Source organism: Flavobacterium ammoniigenes (assembly GCF_020886055.1).
GTDB classification, from domain to species: domain Bacteria; phylum Bacteroidota; class Bacteroidia; order Flavobacteriales; family Flavobacteriaceae; genus Flavobacterium; species Flavobacterium ammoniigenes.
The window spans coordinates 916301-942727 of sequence record NZ_AP025184.1 but is presented as its reverse complement, the minus strand read 5'-3'; the positions used below and the strand labels follow the sequence as shown (position 1 = coordinate 942727).

Here is a 26427-nt window from a genome sequence, read left to right as displayed (position 1 = left end):
TGTGTTTTGGTTGTAAGTATTGGTTATTTTTATAAATTTTCTTTAATAAAATTCGTCATTTTATTGAACAACTGAATTCTGGTTTTACCACCATAAATACCATGGTTTTTATCAGGATAAATTTGAGAATCAAATTGTTTATTCGCTTGTATCAATGCTTCTATCATTTGCATCGAATTTTGAACGTGTACATTGTCATCACCAGATCCGTGAATCAACAAGAACTTTCCTTTTAATTTATTTACATGATTGATTGGCGAATTTTCGTCATAACCACTTGCATTTTCTTGAGGTGTTTGCATATAACGTTCTGTATAAATACTATCATAAAAACGCCAGTTAGTTACTGGAGCCACAGCAATAGCCATTTTAAAAACATCTGCGCCTTTTAAAAGACAATTTGATGCCATAAATCCTCCATAACTCCAACCCCAAATACCAATTCTATTCTTATCTACATAAGGATAATTTCCAATAACTATAGCTGCATCTATTTGATCTTCTACTTCGTATTTACCTAATTCTTTTTGAGTTACTTTTTTGAAAGCAGCCCCTTTAAATCCGGTTCCGCGCCCATCCACACAAGCCACAATATAACCTTGTTGTGCTAACATTTGGAACCAATAATCATCATTCGAATTCCAATCGTTATTCACTTGTTGCGAACCTGGACCTGAATATTGGTACATAAAAACAGGGTATTTTTTATTGGGGTCAAAATCTTTGGGTTTCAAAATCCAAGCATTCAATTCATTCCCTTTAGCTGTTTTCAAAACAAAGAATTCTTTAGAAGGTAAATTGTAGCCTTTTAATTTCGAAGCCAATGCCGCGTTGTTTTCAATCACTTGCACTTGAGCTCCTTTTTTAGCCTCATTCAAGGTGTAGGTTGTAGGCTGAGTAGCACTAGAGAAAGTCGTAATAAAATATTGGAAATTCGGACTGAAAGTGGCCGCATTAGTCCCGGTAGATTTAGACAAACGTACTTTGTTTTTTCCGTTCAAGTTGATGCTGTAGATATCTCTATTAATCGAACCATTTTCTACTGATTGATAGAAAACCGTATTGGTTTTTTCGTCAAAACCATAGTAATTGGTTACTTCCCAATTGCCTTTGGTTACTTGATTTTTTAATTTTCCGGTTTTATCATACAAGTAAATATGGTTGAAACCGTCTTTTTCGCTGGTCCAAATAAAGCTATTGTCTTTCAAGAAAGTCAAGTTGTCTGTTACATCAATGTACGCTTTGTCTTTTTCGTTCAGCACTACTTTGGCAGCTCCTGAATTACCATCTATAAACAATAGATCTAAATTGTCTTGATGGCGATTCAATACCTGAGCCGAAAGCACATTATTCTCATTCGTCCATTGCATTCTAGCTATATAAAAATCAGTATACTGAGATAGATTTACTTTTTGAGTTCCTTTGGAAGCAACATCATAAATATGCAATGAAACTTCTGAATTTTTCTCCCCTGCTTTTGGATATTTAAACGTTTCCACTGTTGGATACAAATCCTTTTTAAACATAGACATCGAGAATTCAGGAACCTGACTTTCGTCAAAACGAATGTAGGCTACTTTTTTACTGTCTTTACTCCAATCAAAAGCGCGTACAAACGCAAATTCTTCTTCATACACCCAGTCGGTGATTCCGTTAATCACACTGTTCTTTTTCCCATCGGAGGTGATGGCAGTAATTTGTTTGCTCGCGATATCGAATACGTACAAATTATTATCTCTTGCAAAGGCTATCTTTTTACCATCTGGCGAAAAAGTAGGCTCTTGTACTTGGAAGTCGAATACTTTGGATACTTTTTTGTTGGTTGTATCATACAAATAATAATCGGCCGTGAACGAGTGACGGAAAATTTGATTGGTATTATTCGCAATCAAAATTGAGTTTTCATCAGGTGAAAAAGTATAACTATCTATTCCGTCTGCTAATACTGTATGACTTTTTGTATCGATCAGTGTAGCTACTTTTTTCAAGGTAGCAAAGTCAAATAAATCAATTTGCATGCTTCTTGAAGCTGCATCATAATTCAACACCGTATACTGGTTAGTATTTTTCATGGACTGTAATTCGTCCATTCCTTTGGCTCTAAAAGCCCCTGAATAAATGTCTTCAACAGTAATTTTTTGTTGTCCAAAAAGGGATATTGTGCATAGAAAAAACAGCACAAAGGATACGTTTAATTTCATAGTTTTAATTTGGTTTTAACAGCCCCCAATTTTAGTGAAAATTTTACAATAATTTCACATTTGAGTTGTTAAATGTTATGGTAAATCTAGTAGTTATTTTTATTGACGGCATAGCAATACTAAAGAAAAGGTCGAAAAGTGTATCTTTGTAACTGAATTATTTAATCGATTGAGAATGAACCAAGCCGTAAGCGGATTTTCAAAATTATCCAAAGAAGAAAAAATAGCCTGGATTGCAACAACTTATTTTTCAACTCCTGAAAATGCAATCGAAGTATTGAAAAATTATTGGAATTCAGACGAAAAAATCCAAAAACTACACGACGAATTCATCGAAAATACGATTTCTAATTTCTACATCCCTTTGGGTGTAGCACCCAATTTTTTGATCAACGGAAAATTCAAAACCATACCGATGGCTATCGAAGAAAGTTCGGTGGTTGCTGCCGCCTCCAAAGCGGCTAAATTCTGGTCCACCCGTGGTGGATTTACAACCCGAGTGATCAACACTGAAAAAATTGGACAAGTCCATTTTATTTTTAATGGAGCAACAGAAAAACTGAATGCTTTCTTTTCAAAAATCAAGAATGATTTGTTTACAGAAACCGAAAGCATTACCAAAAACATGCAAGCCCGTGGTGGCGGAATCCTGGATATTATTTTAAAAGACAAAACCGATGTCATCCCGAATTACTATCAACTTCATGTGAGTTTTGAAACCAAGGATAGTATGGGAGCCAATTTTATCAACTCTTGTTTGGAGCAGTTTGCCAAAACCTTAAAGGAAAAAGCTAGCGGATATGAATTATTTTCGGAAACCGAAAAAGACATTCAAATCGTAATGAGCATTTTGTCCAATTATGTTCCGAATTGCTTAGTTCGTGCCGAAGTTTCCTGTCCTATCGCCGACTTAAAAGAAAAACACATAACAAATCCGCAAGAGTTTGCAGAAAAATTTGTGCAAGCCGTTCGCATTGCCGAAGTTGAGCCTTTCCGTGCAGTAACGCACAATAAAGGAATTATGAATGGGGTTGATGCCGTTGTTTTGGCAACCGGAAATGACTTTAGAGCGGTTGAAGCCGGAGTTCATGCCTATGCCTCGCGCAACGGACAATATGCTAGTTTATCTCATGCAAAAATAGAAAATGGAGTTTTTAGTTTTTGGATGGAAATTCCATTAGCTTTAGGAACAGTCGGCGGATTGACTTCGTTACACCCCTTGGTAAAACTAGCCTTGGAAATGTTAGAAAAACCATCTGCCCAAGAATTAATGCAAATTGTGGCTGTTGCGGGCTTAGCCCAAAACTTTGCTGCCTTGCGATCTTTGACCACAACAGGCATTCAGGATGGCCATATGAAAATGCATTTGAATAATATTTTGAACCAATTTGACGCTACAGAAGACGAGCGTATTGCAGTACGAAATCATTTTAAAAATCAAACGGTTTCGCATAGCGCCGTGGTAGATTTGATGAATCAATTGAGAAATTAAATTAGAATGCAACAGACTTTCTACAGTAACGGCAAATTGTTAATCACAGGGGAATACCTCATTTTAGACGGTGCCAAAGGTTTGGCTTTGCCCACCAAAATGGGACAAAATCTTAGTGTAGAATCCACGAACACTGAAACAATTCATTGGAAAAGCTATGATGCCGATGGAAGTATTTGGTTTGAAGAAATTCTTTCGTTTGACGAAATTACAGCAACAAATACTATTGCTCCCGAATCAGTCAAAGGGACTCTAATTAGAATTTTACAAGTAGCTAATAGAATGAATCCTGATTTGTTAACTAATTCAAATGGATTTGCCATTACTACTCAATTGAGTTTTCCTAGAAATTGGGGATTGGGTACTTCCTCTACTTTAATTAATAATATTGCGCAATGGTTTCAAATAGACGCCTTCGAATTATTGAACAAAAGTTTTGGCGGTAGCGGTTACGACATTGCTTGTGCGCAAAACAACACTCCTATAACCTATTCTATTATAAATGGGAACCCGAATGTAGAACAAATAGCTTTCGAGCCGGAATTCGCTCAATACATCTATTTTGTGTATTTGAACCAAAAACGCAATAGTAAATCGGCCATAGCAGATTATCATTTTAACAAAACTGCTCAGTTATCGCAAAATATTGAGGCAATCAATGCACTAACAACTGATTGTATTCTAACAACAGATTTAGAATCCTTCACTCGTATAATAAATCAACACGAAGTTCTTTTAAGTTCTATATTAAACACCGAAACTGTAAAAGCCGCTTTATTCCCTGACTTTGATGGCGCTATCAAAAGTTTAGGCGCATGGGGAGGTGATTTTGTTTTAGTCGTTTCGAAAGAAAATCCTAGTTCGTATTTTATTGACAAAGGATACGAAACGGTGATTGCGTATGACGATATGATTTTGTGATACTCATTCTGTAAAGTTTACAACATAAAAAAGCCAAGACAATGTCTTGGCTTTTATTATATCTATGTTTTACTACTTAGTAGTTGAACTTACTTCTATTGTCTTCAATAGTAGCATTGGCTTTCAAAGCAGGAAGAATTCTACCCGCATCATTTGCCGTTTGTTGTTTTAATTTAGCTACGTAAGCTGTATGGTTTTTCAACGCTGGTGCTTTTACAGTGCTTAGATTTTTTACAACATATACCCCTGTTACTCCCTCGATTGGAGCAGATACTTTATTAGTTGCTAATGAAAAAGCCGTTCCTACAACTTTTGGCTCTGCACCTACTAAACCAAACACTGGGTTTTCCATAGTAATATTAGCCGCTTGTTCTACTTTAGCAGCATTTGCTTTCGCAATAGCTTCTAATGAAGAACCTGTCATTTTTGCTTTGATCAACTCTGCCTTTTTCTTGTTTTTAAGAATTGGTTCTACATAAGCTCTTGCTTGAGAAACTGGTACTAATCCTGAATCATCAATTGATTTAACTCGTGCAATTACGTGACCAATATTAGCCAACTCAAAACGTTTGATTGCGCCTACTTTAGAATCGTCTTCAAATGCCCATCTAATGATAGCTCTTTGGTTACCCAATGAGGCAAAGTTTTCTTCCATACCAGTAACAGTAACTGGAGAAGCAACCGTCAATTTCATTTCTTTAGCCAATTGAGCAAAATCTTTATTGGCCGCATCCATTTCAAACTGAGTAGCTTGAGTAAAGATTTTGTCTGAAGTAGCTTCTGATGGTTCGATTTTTTGAGCCACAGTAGCTAAACGAACTCCGTCTTGTTTATCTGTAACTTTGATGATATGAAATCCAAAAGGAGTTTCTACCAATCCAACTTTTCCAATTGGATTTCCAAAAACGAAATCATTGAATGGTTTTACCATTTCGTTAGGACCAAAATAACCTAAATCACCTCCTTGTTGTGAAGAAGAATCGTCAGAGTTAGAATAGGCCAACATCATGAAACTATCAGGATTGGCATTTACTTGAGCTAAGATAGCTTGTGCTTTAGCCAATGCTTGTTCTTTAGTTCTTTTTTCTTTTTTGTTGGATACTTGAGTTCCTTCATAGCTAATCAAGATGTGACTCGCTTTTACATTTACATTGGCTCTTTTACCAAATGATTTAGAAATACAGTAGTAATTTCCAAATTTGTAAGGTCCATAAACAGCACCAGGTGCTAAATTGAATAATTGATCAGCATCAGTTGCTGGCAAACTTTTCTTAGCAATAAAAGTAGAATCGTAAGGAACATCTGAATTAGAGTTGACAAAGTCAATGGCATTTGCAGCAGTTCTAAAACCAGCTACAGTATCATTTTTTGCTGTTTTAGCATTATAAACTACTGATCCAGATAATAAAGCTACAATTTTAGCTTTTACATCGGCTTCATCTTGTGCTGATGCTTTATCCTCTAATAATACGTACTCGATTTCTCTAGACTCATCTGCTTTGTATTTCTTTTCATTTTTCTTCATGAAATCTACAATCTCAGCATCAGTAACTTTTACTTGACTGTCTTTAATAGTTGAATATAATCCAGCAACATAAGCAAAGTTTACTTTGTTAGCTTCCATTTCATATTTCAATTTCCCTTCAGCTTCAGTAGTGTACAAAGCTGCTTTTACTAAAGTATTGTACATTTGAAATTTAGCATTCAATTCAGCTGATTTCTCTCTTTCTTGTAAGAACTGAGCTTGCTCAGGATTGGCTTTGAAATATTCTTTGAATTTAGCCAAATCAAATAACCCAGCTGCATTTAAAAACATCGGATTACTTCCAATATTTTGATCTGCTTTCAGCACTTCAATTAAGTGTTTCTCTCCAGCTCTTAAACCTAATTTATCGAACTCAGAAGTCAACAAAGCAATAGAAACTTCTTGATCCCAAACTTGATTTGCTGCTTGGGTAGCAGTAATTCCTTGCCCACTTTTTTCTACATTACTTACTTTAACTCGAAAGTCTTCAAACGAGATATCTTTGTCATTAACAGTTCCTACATCTTTTGAATCTTGTCCAATACCCCCTTTACCAATCAAATCTTGAATGATAAACGCAAATAAAGCAAGTGCGATTGCACTAATTAATAATGCGGAACGTTTTCTAATTTTTGCTAAAACTGCCATTTTTATTGTAATTTATTTTATATTCAGTTTGCGAAAATACAATTATCTAATTAATAATTATACTAGTAACGTTTTATTTTGAAAGTTTTTTCGAATTTCTAAATAAAAACAATCGACTAGCACTATTTTCGACTATTCTTCTTTTATTTATTGTTCGGTTCTATTGTTTTTTCGGGCTTCAAATCGTTTCGCATAGCGTAATCTAAACCCAAATAAAAAAATGGCGATTGCAGCGAAAAGTAAAGTTAATTGCGAATTTTCGGCGGGGTTATTCCAATTCATAACGGAATTAATGATCAAATAAATTCCTAAAATTAGGTACAAATAAGGGGTGTATTTAAGATACATCATATGAGTTAGGTGTTAGTCGGCCGAATCTACTTCGCCAGTTATTCTTTGTGAATTTATTACTTTAAAGTCTTTACTAAAATCAATTCCTTGTCCATTAGAAACTCCTTTTGGAGAGCTAAATTTATATTTCCTTTCGGTAAAAAACCAAGCGTTTTTTTGATCGTAATACAATTGTTGGGTTTCAAGTATTTGACCATCGTCTGATACGATTTTCACTTTATCTTGCAAATCAATAATTCCGGTTTGCTTATAGGATATCGCATAATTGGAAGTCACCACTGTTTTCTTTGCGTTTTTGTCAAATAAGGTAACGTGGATTCCTTTTGGAAATTCAGTAAACGGAAAGTCGACTACAGCATAATCCAACATTTTCTTACTTACTAAAATTCCGGTAATTCTTCCAGAATCAGTATATTTTAAATGGACTTCATCTGCATTATTGCTAGGAACAAAATCGGAAAAATTGTCTTTTTGAATGTCCTTAAGATTGCTTTCACACCCCACAAGTATTCCAATTACAAAGAATACAACAAGGAAGCTGTACCTTTTTTTATTGGAGAATACTTTGATTCGATCTAACACAATAAAAAGAAATTAAAAAATTAATTGAATTTTCTTTTTTCAAACCATTTGTCGTTCAAAGACAAACTTAAACTGAAATTAGCATAATTCTCTTGCACTAAATTAGTAGTAGTAGTTCCTTTTTTACCTAACTCAAACCCAAGATTAACATTTGAAAAAGATCCTGTTACAGGAAAACCAATTCCAAGGGTAAGACCAACATCATTAATGGATTGTGAGTTGATCACTAAACCCGTTTTTTCAAATTTAAATCCTCCTCTGTATACTAATCGTTTAGTATAGCTAGTAAAAGAATTGTAATTAGGTATAAAGTAACCCCCTAGGCTGATTTTTTGATATTTTTCAAATGACAAATTGGAGAATGAATTATACGTATTTCCCCATTGAGCTGCATTTCTTGAACTAAATTGAGCGCCTAACATCCATTTTTTGGATTCACCAAAACCAAGTCCGAAAGTTAATTTACTTGGTGTAATCATAGATGCCGTTTGAACGACATCATCAGCAGCATCTACTACAGAGGTGTTGAAATCACCATCAATTAATACGGTAGCAATATTACTAGTGTTATTGGATGTTATAGTACTCTCTAATGAATAATTTAAACTAGAATACAAATTCATTTTTGTACTAATCTTGGTTTGATACATCAAGCCTGCATTAAAATTAAATCCTGATAAAACTGCAGAATTCATTTCTCTAGTTCCAACAGGAATTGTCGACAAAAATTCTAAACTTGATGTTTCTATCTTACCAAAATTGTAATGCATATCTGCTCCTAAACTTAATGAAGGAGTTATTTTATAACCAACACCCAAGAAAACTTTGTTTAAACCGCCTGTCCCATCAAATCGTTTACTATTTTGACTAACATCTGTTGCTATTGATTCTACTTTGTAGCCCACCGAAGAGTAAGGAATCAAACCAAAACCAAAACCTAATTTTCCCATTGGCAATCCAACTGCTAAATAATCTAAAGTAGATCTCTGGGTGCTTGCTGATTGGGTTGATGTTTTTAATTTATTAGTAGCATAACTTCCTCCTACTGACAAAACAGTCAGTTTAAGATTCGCAAAGCTTGCAGGATTATCTAAATTAAGATGGATACTATCTTGCTCTACACCAATTCCAGCCATTGAGCGCATTTCAGCAGTACCTTTATACCTAACATCTCCAATTCCGAAATAGGAATACGGAGAAGATGTACCTTGTTGGGCAAAGGATACTAGTGAAAATAACAAACAACCGCTTAGTATAAATTTTTTAATCATTTTTGATTTTATATTGAAAGGTTTGGTTCAAACTCTCTAAAAGAAAATTTGAATTGGCAAATATGGTATTTTTTAATCGTTTAGCCAAAAATTCTGCGTCTCCGCCCGTTAAAATTATGATAAAATTTGGGTAACGACTTTGGTATTCTTCGATGAAGCCATCAATTTCATGTGCCAATCCATTGACTACACCAGAGTGAATAGAATTAGCCGTTGAATTTCCTATAAAATAATCTGGACATTCTGAATCCAAAAGTGGTAATGAAGCAGTGAAGTTATGAAGTGATTGGTAGCGCAAACGCAATCCAGGAGAAATAGCACCTCCTAAATATACATCATCTTGACTAATAAAATCATAGGTGACACAGGTACCTGCATCAATTATTAACCGATTTTGATTTGGATAACGCAAGGTGGCTCCTGCTGCCAAAACCATACGATCAATTCCTAAGGTATTTGGTGTAGCATAGGCATTTAAAAATGGAAACGTATCCGAATGCGAAACAAAATGAATGGCAATCCGATTAGAAAAAGCTAAAAAGTCATTTTTATCAAAATTACCCACATTGGCCACCACCAAATCAGAAGCATTAGGGTATTTTAATAAAATACTTTCAATTGCATTTTGCATTGCTCTTGGCTCAGTATGAAATTGCTCTATTAAGGTATCGTTCTCAAAAACAGCACCTTTAATTCGAGTATTCCCAACATCAATAGTTAGAATCATATTGTTTAATTTAACCCCGCGAAGGTACGAATTGATTTTTTTTAATATTTGTTTTGGATAAATTAAAAATGATTCTATATTTGCACCCGCATTAGCAAGGTACCTTAGCTCAGATGGTAGAGCAATGGACTGAAAATCCATGTGTCCCTGGTTCGATCCCTGGAGGTACCACGAAACCCACTCAAACGAGTGGGTTTTTTGTTTGTATTCTTTAGCAAAAATTGTTTGCCGACATCCTTCTTTCCTGTAGTTTTTTTTTATAATTACAGATTACGTTATCAATCATCCATAATTTATTCAATAAAACTAAAGGGTTTGTAATTTTTATTGCAATTTATTGCTGAATTATAATTGTCATATTTGCTAATTTATTATATTTATGCAAAATTTATATATATGGAAATTGTAAGCTGTCCAAAATGCCAAAATAATCACATCATTAAAAGTGGTATCATCAACAACAAACAAAGGTATTTATGCAAAAAATGCAACTATTTTTTTACAGTAAACAAAATAGGTAAAAAGATAGACAATTACTATGTTACCAAAGCATTACAATTGTATTTAGAAGGATTGAGTTTTCGCGAAATTGAACGGATTATCGGGGTGTCACACGTTACGATAAGCAATTGGGTAAAAAGTTTTAATATCAAAAAACCATCTCAAACCAATTACCACCCTACTTATAAGATTTTTAATCATTTAGAATTGGTAGAATACCTAAAAAACAAAGATTTACTTTCTGGAGCCGGGATGATAATAACCGAACTTGGAGACAAGTTTATGCTTATAAAATGGGAGCGTTTTAAAGATTAACTATAGTAGTTTACATAAAAATATATAATAATTTTTTTTATTCCAAAAATAAATCAATTTGGCAGTGTGAAAACTAACCCTTTTACTAACCAAACCAAAAAATTATTATGAAAAAACGTTATTTACTCCTTTTAGCTGCTGTAGCTTCTTTTAAAGGATATTCACAAACACCAGCCGCACCAGCGCCTGTAGCAAATGACTACAGTATCACTTGGTACGGATTTGTAAGAACTGATTATATGTGGGACACCCGAAAATCAGCTCAAGTAAGAGAAGACCATTTGAATTTATACCCTTTAGATAAATCAATAAATGCAGGTGACGGGAAAGATGCTAACGCTGTTGGACAATCTAACTTTTTATCTGTTGTATCTCGTTTAGGCGTTAAAGTTAAAGGCCCAGATGTATGGGGTGCCAAAGTAAGTGGGACTCTTGAAGGTGATTTCTTCGGAAACTTTGAAGGATCATCAATTGGAATGTTGCGTTTGCGTCATGCCTATGCACAATTAGATTGGAAAAAAACTTCCTTAACCATGGGACAAACTTGGTACCCTACTTTTATTCCAGAGGTTTTTCCTGGGGTAGCCAATTTTAGTACCGGAATTATGTTCAATCCTTTTGGATGGGCTTCTCAAGTGAAATTGAAACAAAACTTAAGTAAAGACCTTTCGATTAGTTTTACTGCCTACAAAGAACGTGAGTTTACTACTTCTGGACCTGGAACACAAAATTCAGCTTCGATTAACTCGGCTATTCCTTCTATCAATACCCAACTACAATACAAAGGTAAAAATCTATTTATGGGTGCCGGTGTTGAAATTAAATCACTACAACCAAGAACAGACAATGGTTTAACTGGCGCTTCAAAATTAAACTCTACAGAAAAAGCAAACAGCACATCGGTTTTTGGATATGGAAAATATGCTAACGACAATATCACTATTAAAGCGTATGGTATTTCAGGTGGCAACTTATTCAACATGGTCATGTTAGGAGGATACATTGGTTCAACTGCAAATGGGATCGAATCTTATGAGGCTACCAAAACATCTGCTTTTTGGATAGACATTGCTAGTAATGGAAAATCAGTGGCTCCTGGAATTTTCTTCGGAAGATCACAAAACAATGGAGCTGACAAAGTCGGAACCGTGGCTTACGGAAGAGGAATTGGTGTAAATGGCGCTAGAATGGTTGATAATGTTTGGAGAGTATCTGGACGTATTGACTTTAAGAAAAATAAATTTAGAATTACTCCAGAGTTGGAATTGACTTCAGCTGATTGGGGTGCTTCAGATTCGTATGGAAAAGCAACAGGTGCTTTAACTAACGTAAGCAACTTTAGAACAATGGTATCTTGTGTATACACCTTTTAATAACAATTAATTAACCAAACCAAAAAACAATTATATTATGAATCAACACAAAAAAAGCTCCTTATGGACCGTAATTGGAGCGTCTTCAGTAGGTACCATGATCGAATGGTATGACTTTTACATCTTTGGTAGTTTAGCTACTATTATTTCAACTAAATTTTTCCCTTCAGACAATCCAACTGCTGCCTTCTTATCTACTTTGGCAACATTTGCTGCAGGTTTTGTTGTGCGTCCTTTTGGAGCCTTATTCTTTGGACGTCTAGGCGATTTAATCGGACGTAAATATACGTTCATGGTTACTTTAGTATTAATGGGGGGAGCTACTTTCTTAATTGGATGTATCCCAAGTTATGAAACTATTGGATTTATGGCACCAACCTTAGTATTGGTTCTACGTTTACTTCAAGGTCTTGCTCTTGGTGGGGAATACGGTGGTGCTGCGACTTATGTAGCAGAACATGCTGGACCAGGTCAAAGAGGATATTGGACTTCTTGGATTCAAACTACAGCTACAATTGGTCTATTTGTTTCTCTTATGGTAATCATGGCTACAAAAAGCGCTATGTCCAAAGAAGCCTTTGAAGATTGGGGATGGAGAGTTCCGTTTTGGGTATCTATCTTAATGATTCTAGTTTCTTACTTAATTCGTAAAAACATGAGCGAGTCTCCTGAATTTGCAAAAGTAAAAGCAGAAGGAAAAACGTCTAAAAATCCATTGAAAGAAAGTTTTGGCAACAAATTGAACTTTAAATTTGTATTGTTAGCTTTATTTGGAATCGTAATGGGTCAAGGTGTAGTTTGGTACACTGGACAATTCTACGCTATGAGTTTTATTGAAAAAGTAATGGGTCTTTCTGATCAAGTGGGAGACATTATGATGTATGCAATTTTAATGGCTACTCCTTTCTTTGTATTCTTCGGATGGATTTCTGATAAAATTGGTAGAAAATGGTTAATGCTTGCTGGTATTTTGATTGCCGTTGTGGCCTACAGACCTATTTATAGAGCAATGTATGAAACTACAAGCATCAAAAATAAAACTGAAATCGAAGCAAAAACAGTAGTTCTTGCTGAGACAAAAGAAAACAAAGCAAAAGCACTAGATTCAGTGTATACAACAACCAAAGAATTTACAGACGGAGCGACTTGGAAAGAAGTTAAAACTGTAACTTTAGAAAATGGTGTAGCTAAAATTGGTGATGATGGAAAACCAAAAGTAGAAGTTAAGAAAACAATGGTGGTAAATGAATCAGACAAATGGACTTTGGTTTGGTTAGTTTTCATTCAAATCTTCTTAGTGACTGTAGTTTACGGACCGACAGCGGCTTTCTTAGTAGAGTTGTTCCCTGCAAAAATTCGTTATACTTCGATGTCTTTACCATACCATATTGGTAACGGTATCTTTGGAGGATTGCTTCCTGCGGTAGCTACTTCATTAGTGGCAGCAGCAACCAAAGCAAACGATGCAGCAACAGAAGCTGGTCAAGCAGTTGCCGTAGCTGAACCGTATTTACAAGGACTTTGGTACCCAATTATAATTGGAGCCATCTGTTTCATTATCGGAGCTATTTATGTAGATGGTAAAAGCACTTCTCACAAACACTAATTAGCTTAATTTAAATTTTAAAAAAACATCATTATGAACGCAATAAAAAAATTATTAGGGATTGTGTGGATCGGTTTAGGTCTTGCAGCTGGATATTATCTATTGATTAACCAAGCTATTCCAAAATTTGAGTCAGGAAAACCAGAAGATATGATTCCTGCAATTATTTATACCTTTATTCTTTCACCGATTATCGTAGGTGGTTTGGGTATCTTTGGATACTACTCTCTTACAGGAGAATATAGCGATAACTAATTCATTTTATAGTTTAAAATATGCAATCGCTGTCAATTACTGGCAGCGTTTGTATATTTTTAAAACAACGAATTCCTCATAACAATTCGTATATTACTACGATCAAATTCGAAAATAGAGTATAGAACAATTTATGAAAAAAAGACACGAACAAAAGCTGGTTATTCTTTCAATGCTAATGGTATTAGCGTTGAACATGCCGCTATTGTTATTGTTTGATAGTGCTGAACCTTTTTTAGGTTTTCCAATTGTATACATCTATATATTTTCGGCTTGGATATTTTCAATTGGCACGACCTACCTAATCATTAAACGATATTATGAGTAGTTTTGGCCTTTTGTTTATTGTAGCATTGTACATGCTAATCCTTTTTTATATCGCCTATTGGGCTGAAAAAAGGGACCATTCCAAATGGACTAATAATCCCTACATCTATTCTCTTTCGTTAGCTGTGTACTGCACCGCTTGGACGTATTACGGAAGTATTGGCGTTGCAGCTAATTCCGGTTTAAGTTATTTGCCTATTTATTTAGGTCCCATAATTATCATTCCTACTTGGATGATTATTTTGAAAAAAATCATCCGAATTTCTAGAGTAAATAAAATTTCTAGTATTGCTGATTTCATTTCTTTGAGATACGGCAATGATAGATTCTTAGGCGCCTTAGTTACCATCGTGTGTATCTTTGGTATTGTGCCTTACATTGCTTTGCAACTAAAGTCCATCTCGGACACTTTTCATATTGTTACCAAAACCGAATCCAGTTCTAACATTTTTTTTGACACCACCACTTATGCCTGTATTGCATTAGCACTTTTTGCCTCTTATTACGGTACACGCTATGTTGATGCTTCTGAAAAAAGGCGAGGTATCGTTACTGCTGTCGCATTAGAATCAGTACTAAAATTAGTTTTCTTTTTAATTATTGGAATCTATGTAACCTACTTTGTATTTGATGGATTTGATGATATTTACACTAAAGCTTCAGGATTAGAAAATTTTGCAAAGAAAAATTCCATCGGAGGTTTAAATGAGGCTATCAACTGGTTTTTTCTTTGTATCCTATCGATGTTTGCTATTTTCTTATTACCAAGACAATTCCACACATCCATTGTAGAAAACAACAAAGAAACACATCTTAAAACTGCCATGTGGTTGTTCCCATTGTACCTATTGTTGTTTAATATTTTTGTATTCCCAATCGCCTGGGGCGGTAACATTTTATTTGAAGGAAAAGGATTCAATTCCGATACCTATTCCTTATTAATTCCCCAATTTTTCAACAATAATACACTTACTGTACTGGTCTTTTTAGGAGGGTTTTCAGCGGCAATTTCAATGATTATTGTTTCTTCAATTGCCTTAGCGACTATGCTCAGTAACAACTTATTAATTCCGTACGGATTTGTAGGAAGATTGAGAAATAAATCACAAGAAAAAAATAACAATCGAATCGTACGAAGTAGGAAAATTGGTATCTTTTTATTAATCATTTTGGCCTATGCCATTTATCGAATCTTTATTTTAGATTACTCATTAGTATCCATCGGACTCGTATCCTTTGTAATCATTTCGCAATTAGCACCTGCCTTTTTTGGCGCATTATTTTGGAGAAGAGGATCTAACAAAGGTGCCATTACAGGAATAGTAATTGGATTTGGAATTTGTTGCTACACCCTACTTGCCCCTTATGCTTTGGGAATTACTAATTCGACTAGTTTATTCTTCAAAGAAGGCCCTTGGGGAATCGAATTATTGAAACCATTTCAGCTATTTGGATTGGATTATTTAGATCCTATTCCGCATGCATTATTTTGGAGTTTATTCTTCAATACCATCGGATTTGCTGCTGTTTCTGTAAGTTTCAAAGGTAATTATAGAGAACGTAATTATGCCGAAATGTTTGTCGATATCGATAAATACATTACCAATCACGAAGATGCATTTGTTTGGAAGGGAACTGCCTATGTTTCGGATATCGAAAAAGTATTACTGCGATTTCTTGGAGAAGAAAGAACCAAACGCGCCTTGTCCATTTTCAACTTGAAATACAATATTGACAAAAATGTAGCGACTGCAGACGCACGGTTTATCAAATTTGCCGAAAATTTATTGACAGGACATATTGGTACGGCTTCCGCCAAAATCTTAATCGCCAGTGTGGTAAAAGAAGACGAAATAAGTTTGCCTGAATTATTACGTATTTTGGAAGAATCCAAAGAAAATATTATCATCAATAAAAAATTGACTGATACTTCAAACGAATTACAGAAAATATCAGAGCAGTTAAAAGTGGCCAATGAAGAGCTGGTTAAAAAAGATATTCAAAAAGATGAATTTTTAGACACGGTTACACACGAATTACGAACTCCAATTACAGCCATCAGAGCTGCCAGTGAAATACTACATGACGATGAAGAGGTGCCTTATGAAGTACGCAAACAATTCTTGCAAAATATCATTTCTGAATCGGATCGCTTAAATCGCTTGATTGATAAAATATTGGATTTAGAAAAATTCGAAACAGGAAAACAGAAGATCTATCTCTCCAGAAATAATATTGCATTAACAGTAGAAAAAACATTAGAATCCGTTAAACAACTGATTGCAAATAAAAAAATACAACTAGTTTTTGAGGATGCCGGCAAAGAAATCAAAGCCTTTTATGATGAAGAACGCATCATCCAAGTCATCCATAATTTGGTGTCGAATGCAATTAAATTTTCTGCTGAAACAGACGGTTTAATACGTATTCAAATTACAGAAAACGAAACCAATGTTGCCGTCACCATTCACAATAATGGCAAAGGAATCAAAAGCGAAGATTTTGAAGCCATCTTTGATAAATTCTATCAGTCAAGAAATCAAAATGTCAAAAAACCTATTGGTAGCGGACTTGGATTAGCCATTTGCAAACAAATTATTGAACATCATAAAGGCGCCATTTGGGCCGAAAACAATGTCAAAGAAGGAGCCACTTTTGTCTTCACATTACCCAACTACAACACAACCGAAAACAACTAAGAAGATGAAAAAGATACTAATCGTAGATGACGAGCCGAACATCGTAATGGCTTTAGAATACACTTTCAAAAAAAATAATTTTGAAGTATTCATTGCGCGTGATGGACAAGAAGCATTGGAAATTTTAGAAAAACAATTACCCGATGTCATCATTCTTGATGTTATGATGCCAATGGTTGACGGTTATGCCACCTTAGAAGAAATTAAAAAAGACGAACGTTTAGCACATTGCAAAGTGATTTTTCTTTCGGCAAAAAATAAAGAAAGTGATATTGAAAAAGGGATGAATTTAGGAGCTAATTTATATGTCGTCAAGCCATTTTCTGCTAAAAAATTAGTAGAACAAGTACATGAATTGATCGAAAATTAGTCCCATTTTATTTACAGAATTATCACCATGAATTACAAAGATACCTATACCGCAAGTACTGAAAATCCAGAAGCATTCTGGAAAGATCAAGCCGACGCTATACGTTGGTTTACAAAACCCGAATCCATTTTATCTTCGGATGAAAATGGATATCCGCTTTGGTATAAAGACGGCGAATTAAACGTATGCTATTTGGCATTAGACAAACACATTGAAGATGGTTATGGCGATGAAATCGCTTTAATTTATGATTCGCCTGTGACACAAACTATTAAAAAATACACCTTCTTAGAAGTAAAAACCGAAGTGGCTAAACTCGCTGGAGGAATGCAATCTTTGGGTTTAAAAAAAGGCGATACCACCGTTATTTATATGCCGATGATTCCGCAAGCTGCCTTTGCCATGTTGGCTTGTGCGCGAATTGGTGTTACGCATTCAGTAGTTTTTGGGGGATTTGCTCCTCACGAATTAGCGATCCGAATTGACGATTGCAAACCTAGAGCGATTATTACAGCTTCATCGGGAATTGAAATTGACCGATTGATTGCTTACAAACCTTTAGTTGACGAAGCGATTCAATTGGCTGAGCACAAACCTAAAAAAGTGATCATTCTTAACAGAAAATTAGGAGCAAAAGTGCCCTTTAAAAAATACGATGTAGATTATGATGCTTTGGTTTATGGATCTGAAGAAGCCGATTGCGTACCATTAAATTCTACTCATCCTTTGTATGTATTGTATACCTCGGGAACCACTGGTAAACCCAAAGGAATCGTGCGTGATTCGGGTGGTTATGCTACTGCGCTAAAATACTCTATGCAAAACGTGTACAACGCCAAACCTGGAGAAGTATTTTGGGCTGCCTCTGATGTGGGCTGGGTTGTAGGGCATAGTTATATTGTATACGGACCGCTAATTAATAGAAATACAACGATTATTTTCGAAGGAAAACCAATCAAAACTCCCGATGCCAGTACTTTCTGGCGAATTATTGAAGAGCACAAAGTAAGTGTAATGTTTACAGCTCCAACCGCCATTCGTGCCATCAAAAAAGAAGATCCAAACGGAGAATTTATCAAAAAATACGATTTGAGTTCGTTGAAAATTCAATTCTTGGCCGGAGAGCGTTGCGATGTAGCCACACTCGAATGGTACCAAGAACATATTCCCGTTCCAGCAATTGATCACTGGTGGCAAACAGAAACAGGTTGGCCAATCGTTGCCAATATGATGGGAATAGAATATTTGCCTATCAAACCAGGATCTGTTGGAAAAGCAGTTCCAGGATACAACATTCGAATTTTTAGTGAAAACGGAACTGAAGTGGGTCCCAATGAAGAAGGCTACGTAGTAATTAAATTACCATTGCCTCCAGGAACCTTATTGGATTTATGGAAAGACAACCCGAGATTTAAAGCGGGTTATTTAGAAAAATTCCCTGGTTATTATTTTTCAGGTGATGGAGGTTTCAAAGATGACAATGAATATATTTTCATAACCGGACGTGTTGATGACGTAATCAATGTAGCGGGTCACCGTCTTTCTACCGCTGAAATGGAAGAAATTGTTGCATCGCATTCGTCAGTGGCTGAATGCGCCGTTATTGGAATACATGACGAATTAAAAGGACAAACTCCTTTGGCCTTGGTAGTAATCAAACACGGAGAAGACATAGAGCATTTCCAATTGGAACAAGAAATAGTTAAACTAGTGCGCCAACAAATTGGTGCAGTTGCATCCCTACGTAATGTGGTGATTGTGCAGCGTTTACCAAAAACTCGTTCCGGAAAAATTCTACGCAAATTAATGCGAAGCATTACTGACGGAGAAGACTATCAAATTCCTTCTACTATCGATGACGAGGAGATTGTAGGTGAAATTATCGAAGTATTAAAAAAATACAAAATTGGAAGTTATAGCAAATAATAATAAACAGAATTAGAACATATAAAATAGAATACCATGAGTTATTATAAAATTGAAAATCTAGAAGAATATTTCAAACATTACAAAAAATCAATTCGTGAACCTAAAAAATTCTGGGACCGAATTGCCTCTGAAAACTTTACTTGGTACCAAGAATGGGACAATGTAATTGATTTCAATATGGCCGAAGCCGAAATTAAATGGTTTACCAATGCCAAAGTCAATATTACAAAAAACTGTATCGACAGACACCTTGCTAAAAGAGGTGAAAAAACGGCTATCATTTTTGAACCGAATGATCCAAAAGAAGAAGCGCTTCATATTACATATAATGAATTGTACGAACGAGTCTCAAAAATGGCCAATGTCTTGCGCGAGCAAGGCGTCAAAAAAGGGGATCGCGTCTGCATTTATTTACCAATGATTCCTGAATTAGCGGTTTCGGTTTTAGCATGTGCCAGAATTGGAGCGATTCACTCGGTTGTTTTTGCAGGGTTTTCTGCTTCGGCAGTAGCTTCAAGAATCAATGATTGCGAATGTAAAATGGTCATCACATCCGATGGAAGTTACCGTGGTAACAAAGCCATTGACTTAAAAGGCATTGTGGACGAAGCCTTAGAAAAATGTCCAACAGTTGAAAAAGTATTGGTGGCCAAAAGAACCAACACCAACGTCAATATGAAAGCCGGTCGTGACCAATGGTTACAACCTCTTCTAGACGATGCAATGAACACCAACGTTGCCGAAATTATGGATGCTGAAGATCCTTTATTTATCCTTTATACTTCAGGTTCTACAGGAAAACCAAAAGGAATGGTACATACAACCGCTGGATATATGGTGTATACGGCTTACACTTTTAAAAATGTATTTAGTTACGAAGAGAATGATATTTTCTGGTGTACTGCCGATATTGGTTGGATTACTGGTCACTCGTACATTCTGTACGGACCCTTATTGAACGGAGCGACAACCGTAATTTTTGAAGGAGTTCCTTCGTATCCTGACTTTAGTCGTTTCTGGGAAGTAATCGAAAAACACCAAGTTACTCAATTCTATACAGCACCAACAGCCATTCGTGCTTTGGCTAAAGAAAGCATTGAATACGTTCAAAAATATCCATTACAATCATTAAAAGTTATTGGTTCGGTTGGCGAGCCTATCAACGAAGAAGCTTGGCACTGGTACAACGATCACGTTGGTGGAAAAAGATGTCCTGTCGTTGACACTTGGTGGCAAACCGAAACGGGCGGTATCATGATCTCGCCTTTGGCATTTGTAACACCAACAAAACCAACCTATGCTTCCCTTCCCCTACCTGGAATTCAACCAGTTTTAATGGATGAAAAACGAAATGAAATTGAAGGCAATCAAGTAACTGGAAGTTTGTGTATCAAATTCCCTTGGCCAAGTATTGCCAGAACCATTTGGGGCGATCACCAACGTTATAAAGACACTTATTTTAGTGCTTTCCCAGGCAAATATTTTACCGGTGATGGAGCCTTACGTGATGAAGTGGGGTATTACCGAATCACAGGTCGTGTCGATGATGTAGTAATTGTTTCAGGACACAATTTAGGTACTGCACCAATTGAAGATGCCATCAATGAACACCCAGCAGTGGCTGAATCGGCGATTGTAGGTTTTCCTCATGATATCAAAGGGAATGCACTATACGGATTTGTTATCTTAAAAGAATCTGGTGAATACCGCGACCGTGAAAACTTAAGCAAAGAGATTAACCAACATATTTCAGACCACATTGGACCGATTGCCAAATTGGACAAAATCCAATTCGTATCCGGTTTACCAAAAACAAGATCTGGAAAAATCATGCGTAGAATCTTGCGTAAAATTGCAGAAGGCGACTTCTCCAATTTTGGAGACATTACCACTTTATTAAATCCAGAAATTGTGGATGAAATCAAAGATGGCAAAATTTAGTTTTTAGTTAATGTGTTAATTGTAGTTAAAAAAAGCTACTCCTTTCGGGGAGTAGCTTTTTTGTTTTACTAATGTAGGATTCTCTAATTAGTTCTGAAGTTCCAAACTTGTCCCGTTGTTGCTCCTCCTTTATTGTCTTTAACTACCACTCTCCAATAATATTGGGTTGCGGCTTGTAATGAAGTAGCCTCATAAACTGGAGTAGTCCTATTTTCTGCGACTTTTATCGTTGGAGGATTCGCAGTTCCAAAATATACATCATATGTCAGCACATCAGAAGCATCAACATCAGAAGCAAACCATTTTAAGGTAGCTGTAACACCGCTAATTGTAGTGTTAGTTTCTGGTTGTATTATCTCTGGCAAAAAAGGCAAATGATTGGCTACAGCCGCACCTTCGGTATAAAAACTATAAGTTCCTGAATACGCACTTGATGCATTTTTACTATCAGTAGCTTTCACTCTCCAATAATAGGCTTTGCCTTTGTCTAATGTAACGGCTTGGGTTCTAGAAGACACTTCATTTGTACTTACAATTTGGCTAAACTGATTATCTGTCGCAATTTGTAATTGGTATACTATTGGGTTATTTTCGGCATCTGTTGAAGCTCCCCATTCAAAAGTAACTACGTTATTAATACACAACAAACTATTTGTTGGCGCAACTAAGCTTGGAACAGATGGTGCTGTATTTGCTGGTTCTGGTGTTGGAGTAGCTCCATCTGAACCACCTCCTCCACAAGAGACAAACAAAAAGGCCATACTCGCTAGATATAAAATATTTCTCATGTTTATTCTTTTACAATAGTTAAACTTATTGGAGTATCTAAATGTACTTTTGCAAAATACACTCCAGCCGATTCTTTTTCTAAATTCAATTGTACTTTTCCATTCAAAACAGTATAGATCCCTTTTGAAATTAATTGCCCATTCAAATTATACAATTCAATCGCAATGGCTGTTTTAAGAGTAGGTATGGCAATTTCAATTAATCCATGAGTTGGATTAGGATACGCTGCAATACCGTTTAATGGATCCATTATGCTAGTGGCATAAATCCCCTCGCAAGCTTTTGCTGTTTTTATTTCTAAATAATCGCCTTGTTTTACAGGAATTGAAAAACTCGATGCCGAGGTTTCAAATTGAGGCAACCCATTAACAAAAACTTCAAAAGGAGCTGTTCCCTCGGTTATTTGCACTGAGGCAAGATTTGAAGATACTGATGATTTTCCAGCTAGGGAAGAACCTCTAGTAATTGTTAAGCTATAACATTGTTCAAAGGTTTTACCCGGAATAGAAATACAAACGGGATATACACCTGGCGCTAAATTAGAAATCGTCAAACTATTATTGGTGAAATTATAATTGGTCCCGTTTATGGTGGCTACATAAGCATAGGTCTGAGCAGCATTAATTACGATTTGTCCATTATTTTTATTGGCACAAGTCTCCGCTCTAGATTCTATACTAAAATTATCAGCAGGTAATGCAAAAGCAGCATTCGCCCCAAAAGCTTGTTTGTTTCCGTAAATTTTAAACTGACCTGGTAAAACGGTGATTGGATCGTTTACATTGACCACATTCAAAGTTGAATTATCCATTAAATTAAACCATTCACCTGCATAAGGGAATCCTGTGGGAACACTTTTGCTTGTCACATCGAAATTAGCCAAGATCACTACATCCTTTAAACTAGTAGCAGGAAGTGCCGCATCGGTAATTTTGATAGTTTGCACTAATGAACTTGCATTAGTTATGGTTGCAGTCCCAGAAAATACGGCTTCTTCTGTTTTTAAGCGAATCATTTTAGCCCAATCCGAATAGATTTTGAATCGATTAGCATTGGCTAACCAATTATTGGTCCATTGTATTTGTGGTTTTGTATCTAATTTACAATCACCTGTAGCTGTATCCGATTGTGAATTAACGGTTCCATTATTACAAGTGAAAATAGAATCGTCATAGCCTAATTCTCCAAAATGCCAAATCATTTTTGGCCCTGGAACTAATAATGATACGGCTCCAATAGCTGACATTCTTGACAAAGCAGTGTTCAACGTTTTTACGTTATGAGCTGTGTTTGCTGAATTTCCAAACTGCAAGTTCTTATACATCAATCGTTCCTCATCATGGCTTTCGGCATACCCCATCAAACGATGATTCGTAAATCCTCTACTAGAACTATTCATTCTAGCAATATTAGCGGTATATCCCATAGAAAGTTCATTGTATTCGGTCGTCATTTTACCCCACAACATCACTCCTTTACTAGGCGATTCGGAAATTCTATAATTAGCCCATTCCTTCTCCTCAGCATCGGTTCCTAAATGTTCAAAAATGGTGTAATGTGTTGGGTCTAAACTCCATGAATAATCAGCATACGACTTTAGAAGCGCGACACGATCTGCACGGTATCCATTGGTACAATTGTCATCCCCGGCAGTACATTCTTGAGTAAATCCTTTAGTCAAATCCCAACGGAATCCATCAATTTTGAATTCTTCAATCCAATGTTTAATAACCCGTTTTGTATAATTTTGAGTTCGTGGTTGTTGATGGTTAAAATCTTCCCCTACACTATAACTGTGTTTTGCCACTGTATTGAAATAGGGATTTTCGGTCGAAGGGCTTCCCCAACCGTCACCATCAGGATCATTCATCCACATTCTGAGCATAGGATTTCTGCCAAACGCATGGTTCAAAGCCACATCTAAAATAACAGCAATACCATTTTGATGGCATTTATCAATTAACTCTTTCAATTTATTTGAAGTCCCATAAAATTTATCCAAAGCCATGTGATAAGCGGTATTGTATCCCCAACTTTCATTGCCTTCAAATTCCATTACAGGCATCAATTGAATCGCATTAATTTTAAGATTTTTAAAATAATCTAATTTATCAATTACGGATTGAAAATTTCGATTAGCGTCAAAATCACGGACCAACAATTCATACACCACTAATTTTTCCTTAGCTGGTTTAACAAAATTGGTAGTCGCAGTACTCCATGCATAAGGAGTTTGCCCAGTTTGTAAAACAGTTACTTCACGTTCTTGACCTGTTGGATAAACTGGTAAGTTTGGATAGGATGCAGCTGGGATAGTTGGATCGTCATAAGGAGATAAAACTAAAGTCGAATAGGGATCGGCTGTTTTTACCATGGCTGGCGTTCCTGCAATTGGCGTAGCATCTACAACCCAATATTGGTAGGTATAATTTGACCCTGAAGTTAAACCAGTTAATTCCAACCAGAATTTTCCAGTAGTTGGATCTTTTAGCATGGCATGTGCATTGGTAGGTTGCCAATTATTGAAACTTCCCGCTACATATACAAAATCTTTTAAAGGTGCATCCAAAACCAAGGTAGCTTTTGTAGCATCTGTTGAATTATAGTTTATCCCGTCTACTAAATTAGTAGGCATGGCTTGTGTATTAGCACCTGGATTAACAATTACCGAAAACTTTTTAGTAATGGTAGTTGTTCCTTGAAGCACTTCTAATTCGTAATTCTGATTACTCGTAATATTGGATTGTGTAAAAGTATAACTTGAAGTCGAACCGTTGGTATGAATACTCACTCCATTCGATTTCAAATTATAACTTGCATTTCCATTGGTATTAGTAGCAGTAATTGTAAAATTAGCACCCGAATTAATAATGGTCGCACTATTTTGTAATGGTGCTGTTAGATTAACTTGAAAAGAACCTACCTCAACTAAGATATCTTGCGATTTTTTGTCTCCTGTTCCGTCTTTGGCTTTAATCAAAAATCCAATTTTTCCAATTCCTGTTGTGTTGTAATAGGTTGTTGGCGTAAAGGTTTTGGTGTAGGTATCATTGGCCTGATTGTAAGTAAATTTACTTGCTTCATCCGAATTATTCCAAGTACCATTCAAGGGTGTCCCTTTTTGAGTAACTCCACCTAAATCAAATGCCCAAGCCCACATGTACAACACATTGCCAGTAACTCCCCAAGCAGCTTCATCGATACTACTCCCGTTAATGGTAACCGTAATCGATGTGTTTTCCTCAAAAGCGGCAGGACTCACGCTATAGGTAGCCGTTTGCTGTTGAGCAAAAGAACGGCAACCAAGAAGAATTAAAAAAGTTAGTAAAATTTTTTTCATTGGTGTATTGTTGGTTAGTTAAAACAAAAAAAGCACTTAATTATACAAATTTAGTGCTTTTTATTACATACTACTGTTTATTGTGGCATTAATCGAATGTTATAGTTAGCAGAGTTTCTGATATCTAAAACAACTTTATAGGTACCCGCAGTTGGCACTTTCATGTTACCTCCTCCAAGTTTGATTTTATATTGACCACCTGTGGTAGTGTTTTCAGTATTTCCTGAAAGAGTCCCCATTTTAACTGACCAATCGTCTTTTAAACGAATTAAGAATTCGTCCTTAGCCAAAGTTAAAGTGATGGTGTACATTTGGTAATAAGGCGAACTTGGATTCGTGTCAAATGTCATAGGAGTTCCATTACCCCATCCATTTGGAGTAGCTGCACCAATAATTGATACTTGTCTTTTATCCATTGTATAAGCACCTGTATTCCAGTTTATATTAAAGAAATAAGTACCTGCCCCAGCTGAAGGTTTAATGTTACTAGAAGTTCCTAATTGTCCAGAAAAAGCACCTGAACCGTTAGATTCTCCTTTATCCCCTGACCAAGATGGCACTGGAGTAAATTTGAATTCTGGATTTGCATCGTTCATCCAAACAAATCCCTCATAAACACCATTATTCCCAGCAGAGAACAATTTAGCTACACTAGGACTATCTGGAGACCAGTTGTTGCCATAACCACTAGCTCCTTGGTAATTTCCAGGTACATATAATCTAGCAAACTCATCATAGGTATCAAAAGCAGTAGCAGTAATTGTAATTTCATTTGAAATAACTTCATAGGCTGTAACAGTTGAAGAAGATTGGTTTAATGGACTTCCAACAACACGTACTTTGTATGCTTGTGATGCTCCAATTGGACCACCAGCTCCTAATAAAGCTGCATTTAATTGTCTGTTAGTAATTGCTTTTTCTAAATTAATGGAAGTTGCTACACCGTAGTCACCTAATGGAAAAGTTCCAGGTGCATTAAAATTACCTGTGCTTTTGATAACTTGTAATGTATATCTTGCTGCAGCTGAATATCCAAAAGTAGAAGAGGTCCACTTCACTGTAAAGGCAGTTGCAGAAGCGGTAGAAGCTGATAAAGCATAGGTACCACCTGTTGGTGCAGAAAGTACAATAGCATCTCCTTTTGCAGCAACTGGATCTAATAGATCATCTGAACAAGAAACTAAACTTGATAGTATTCCTGCTACTAAAATTAAACTTAAATATATTTTTTTCATAATTATTAATTTATTTTCCAATGGTCAAA

At 35.8% G+C, this 26427-nt stretch carries 19 protein-coding genes and 1 tRNA gene; 12 read left to right on the top strand and 8 right to left on the bottom strand.

Annotated elements, in window-relative coordinates:
• Nucleotides 1-29 precede the first annotated feature (29 nt).
• Nucleotides 30-2201, bottom strand: a complete 2172-nt coding sequence (locus LPC21_RS04195) for a S9 family peptidase (protein WP_229318253.1) — start codon at nucleotides 2199-2201, stop codon at nucleotides 30-32.
• A gap of 175 nt (nucleotides 2202-2376) precedes the next feature.
• On the opposite strand from LPC21_RS04195, the gene LPC21_RS04190 reads away from it, so the two are divergent.
• Nucleotides 2377-3693: a hydroxymethylglutaryl-CoA reductase, degradative gene (locus LPC21_RS04190; RefSeq protein WP_229318252.1), complete on the top strand. Its 1317-nt coding sequence runs from the start codon at nucleotides 2377-2379 to the stop codon at nucleotides 3691-3693.
• A gap of 6 nt (nucleotides 3694-3699) precedes the next feature.
• On the top strand, nucleotides 3700-4614 hold the full coding sequence (locus tag LPC21_RS04185) for a GYDIA family GHMP kinase (RefSeq protein WP_229318251.1): 915 nt from the start codon (nucleotides 3700-3702) through the stop codon (nucleotides 4612-4614).
• A gap of 76 nt (nucleotides 4615-4690) precedes the next feature.
• Here the strand turns inward: LPC21_RS04185 and LPC21_RS04180 are convergent, their stop codons facing one another.
• The 4 genes from LPC21_RS04180 to LPC21_RS04165 form a co-directional block, all read right to left on the bottom strand.
• Nucleotides 4691-6787: a peptidylprolyl isomerase gene (locus LPC21_RS04180; protein WP_229318250.1), complete on the bottom strand. Its 2097-nt coding sequence runs from the start codon at nucleotides 6785-6787 to the stop codon at nucleotides 4691-4693.
• A gap of 363 nt (nucleotides 6788-7150) precedes the next feature.
• On the bottom strand, nucleotides 7151-7720 hold the full coding sequence (gene lptC / locus LPC21_RS04175; protein ID WP_229318249.1) for an LPS export ABC transporter periplasmic protein LptC: 570 nt from the start codon (nucleotides 7718-7720) through the stop codon (nucleotides 7151-7153).
• A 20-nt stretch (nucleotides 7721-7740) separates the two neighbouring features.
• Entirely contained in the window at nucleotides 7741-8991 is a 1251-nt protein-coding gene (bamG, locus tag LPC21_RS04170; protein ID WP_229318248.1) for a BamG family beta-barrel-assembly machinery protein, read from the bottom strand.
• Nucleotides 8984-9718 carry a type III pantothenate kinase gene (locus tag LPC21_RS04165; RefSeq protein WP_229318247.1) on the bottom strand — a complete coding sequence of 245 codons (735 nt, stop codon included), beginning with the start codon at nucleotides 9716-9718 and terminating at the stop codon, nucleotides 8984-8986. Before LPC21_RS04165 ends, bamG begins: the two co-directional genes overlap by 8 nt.
• Before the next feature lie 98 nt (nucleotides 9719-9816).
• Between LPC21_RS04165 and LPC21_RS04160 the strand changes: the two genes are divergently transcribed.
• The 10 genes from LPC21_RS04160 (at nucleotide 9817) to acs (ending at nucleotide 21034) form a co-directional block, all read left to right on the top strand.
• Nucleotides 9817-9889, top strand: a tRNA-Phe gene (locus LPC21_RS04160).
• Nucleotides 9890-10114: 225 nt separating this feature from the next.
• Entirely contained in the window at nucleotides 10115-10534 is a 420-nt protein-coding gene (locus tag LPC21_RS04155; protein WP_229318246.1) for an IS1/IS1595 family N-terminal zinc-binding domain-containing protein, read from the top strand.
• Between the two features lie 107 nt (nucleotides 10535-10641).
• Nucleotides 10642-11907: a DcaP family trimeric outer membrane transporter gene (locus LPC21_RS04150; protein ID WP_229318245.1), complete on the top strand. Its 1266-nt coding sequence runs from the start codon at nucleotides 10642-10644 to the stop codon at nucleotides 11905-11907.
• Between the two features lie 37 nt (nucleotides 11908-11944).
• Nucleotides 11945-13513, top strand: coding sequence for an MFS transporter (locus LPC21_RS04145; protein ID WP_229318244.1), 1569 nt, complete (start codon nucleotides 11945-11947; stop codon nucleotides 13511-13513).
• A 33-nt stretch (nucleotides 13514-13546) separates the two neighbouring features.
• Entirely contained in the window at nucleotides 13547-13768 is a 222-nt protein-coding gene (locus LPC21_RS04140; RefSeq protein WP_229318243.1) for a DUF6814 family protein, read from the top strand.
• A 133-nt stretch (nucleotides 13769-13901) separates the two neighbouring features.
• Nucleotides 13902-14096 carry a hypothetical protein gene (locus tag LPC21_RS04135; RefSeq protein ID WP_229318242.1) on the top strand — a complete coding sequence of 65 codons (195 nt, stop codon included), beginning with the start codon at nucleotides 13902-13904 and terminating at the stop codon, nucleotides 14094-14096.
• Complete coding sequence (locus LPC21_RS04130) at nucleotides 14089-16794, top strand: ATP-binding protein (protein ID WP_229318241.1); 2706 nt, start codon at nucleotides 14089-14091, stop codon at nucleotides 16792-16794. Before LPC21_RS04135 ends, LPC21_RS04130 begins: the two co-directional genes overlap by 8 nt.
• A gap of 4 nt (nucleotides 16795-16798) precedes the next feature.
• Nucleotides 16799-17164, top strand: a complete 366-nt coding sequence (locus tag LPC21_RS04125) for a response regulator transcription factor (RefSeq protein WP_229318240.1) — start codon at nucleotides 16799-16801, stop codon at nucleotides 17162-17164.
• Between the two features lie 27 nt (nucleotides 17165-17191).
• Complete coding sequence (locus tag LPC21_RS04120) at nucleotides 17192-19090, top strand: propionyl-CoA synthetase (RefSeq protein ID WP_229318239.1); 1899 nt, start codon at nucleotides 17192-17194, stop codon at nucleotides 19088-19090.
• Nucleotides 19091-19126: 36 nt separating this feature from the next.
• Complete coding sequence (acs, locus tag LPC21_RS04115; RefSeq protein WP_229318238.1) at nucleotides 19127-21034, top strand: acetate--CoA ligase; 1908 nt, start codon at nucleotides 19127-19129, stop codon at nucleotides 21032-21034.
• A gap of 83 nt (nucleotides 21035-21117) precedes the next feature.
• Here the strand turns inward: acs and LPC21_RS04110 are convergent, their stop codons facing one another.
• The 3 genes from LPC21_RS04110 to LPC21_RS04100 all read right to left on the bottom strand — a co-directional run bounded on the left by LPC21_RS04110 (nucleotide 21118) and on the right by LPC21_RS04100 (nucleotide 26398).
• The gene (locus LPC21_RS04110) at nucleotides 21118-21822 is read right to left on the bottom strand and encodes a glycoside hydrolase family 78 protein (protein ID WP_229318237.1); all 705 of its coding nucleotides are present in this window, start codon (nucleotides 21820-21822) and stop codon (nucleotides 21118-21120) included.
• Between the two features lie 2 nt (nucleotides 21823-21824).
• Entirely contained in the window at nucleotides 21825-25163 is a 3339-nt protein-coding gene (locus LPC21_RS04105; protein ID WP_229318236.1) for an alpha-amylase family glycosyl hydrolase, read from the bottom strand.
• A 77-nt stretch (nucleotides 25164-25240) separates the two neighbouring features.
• Nucleotides 25241-26398, bottom strand: coding sequence for a SusE domain-containing protein (locus LPC21_RS04100; RefSeq protein WP_229318235.1), 1158 nt, complete (start codon nucleotides 26396-26398; stop codon nucleotides 25241-25243).
• Nucleotides 26399-26427 lie beyond the last annotated feature (29 nt).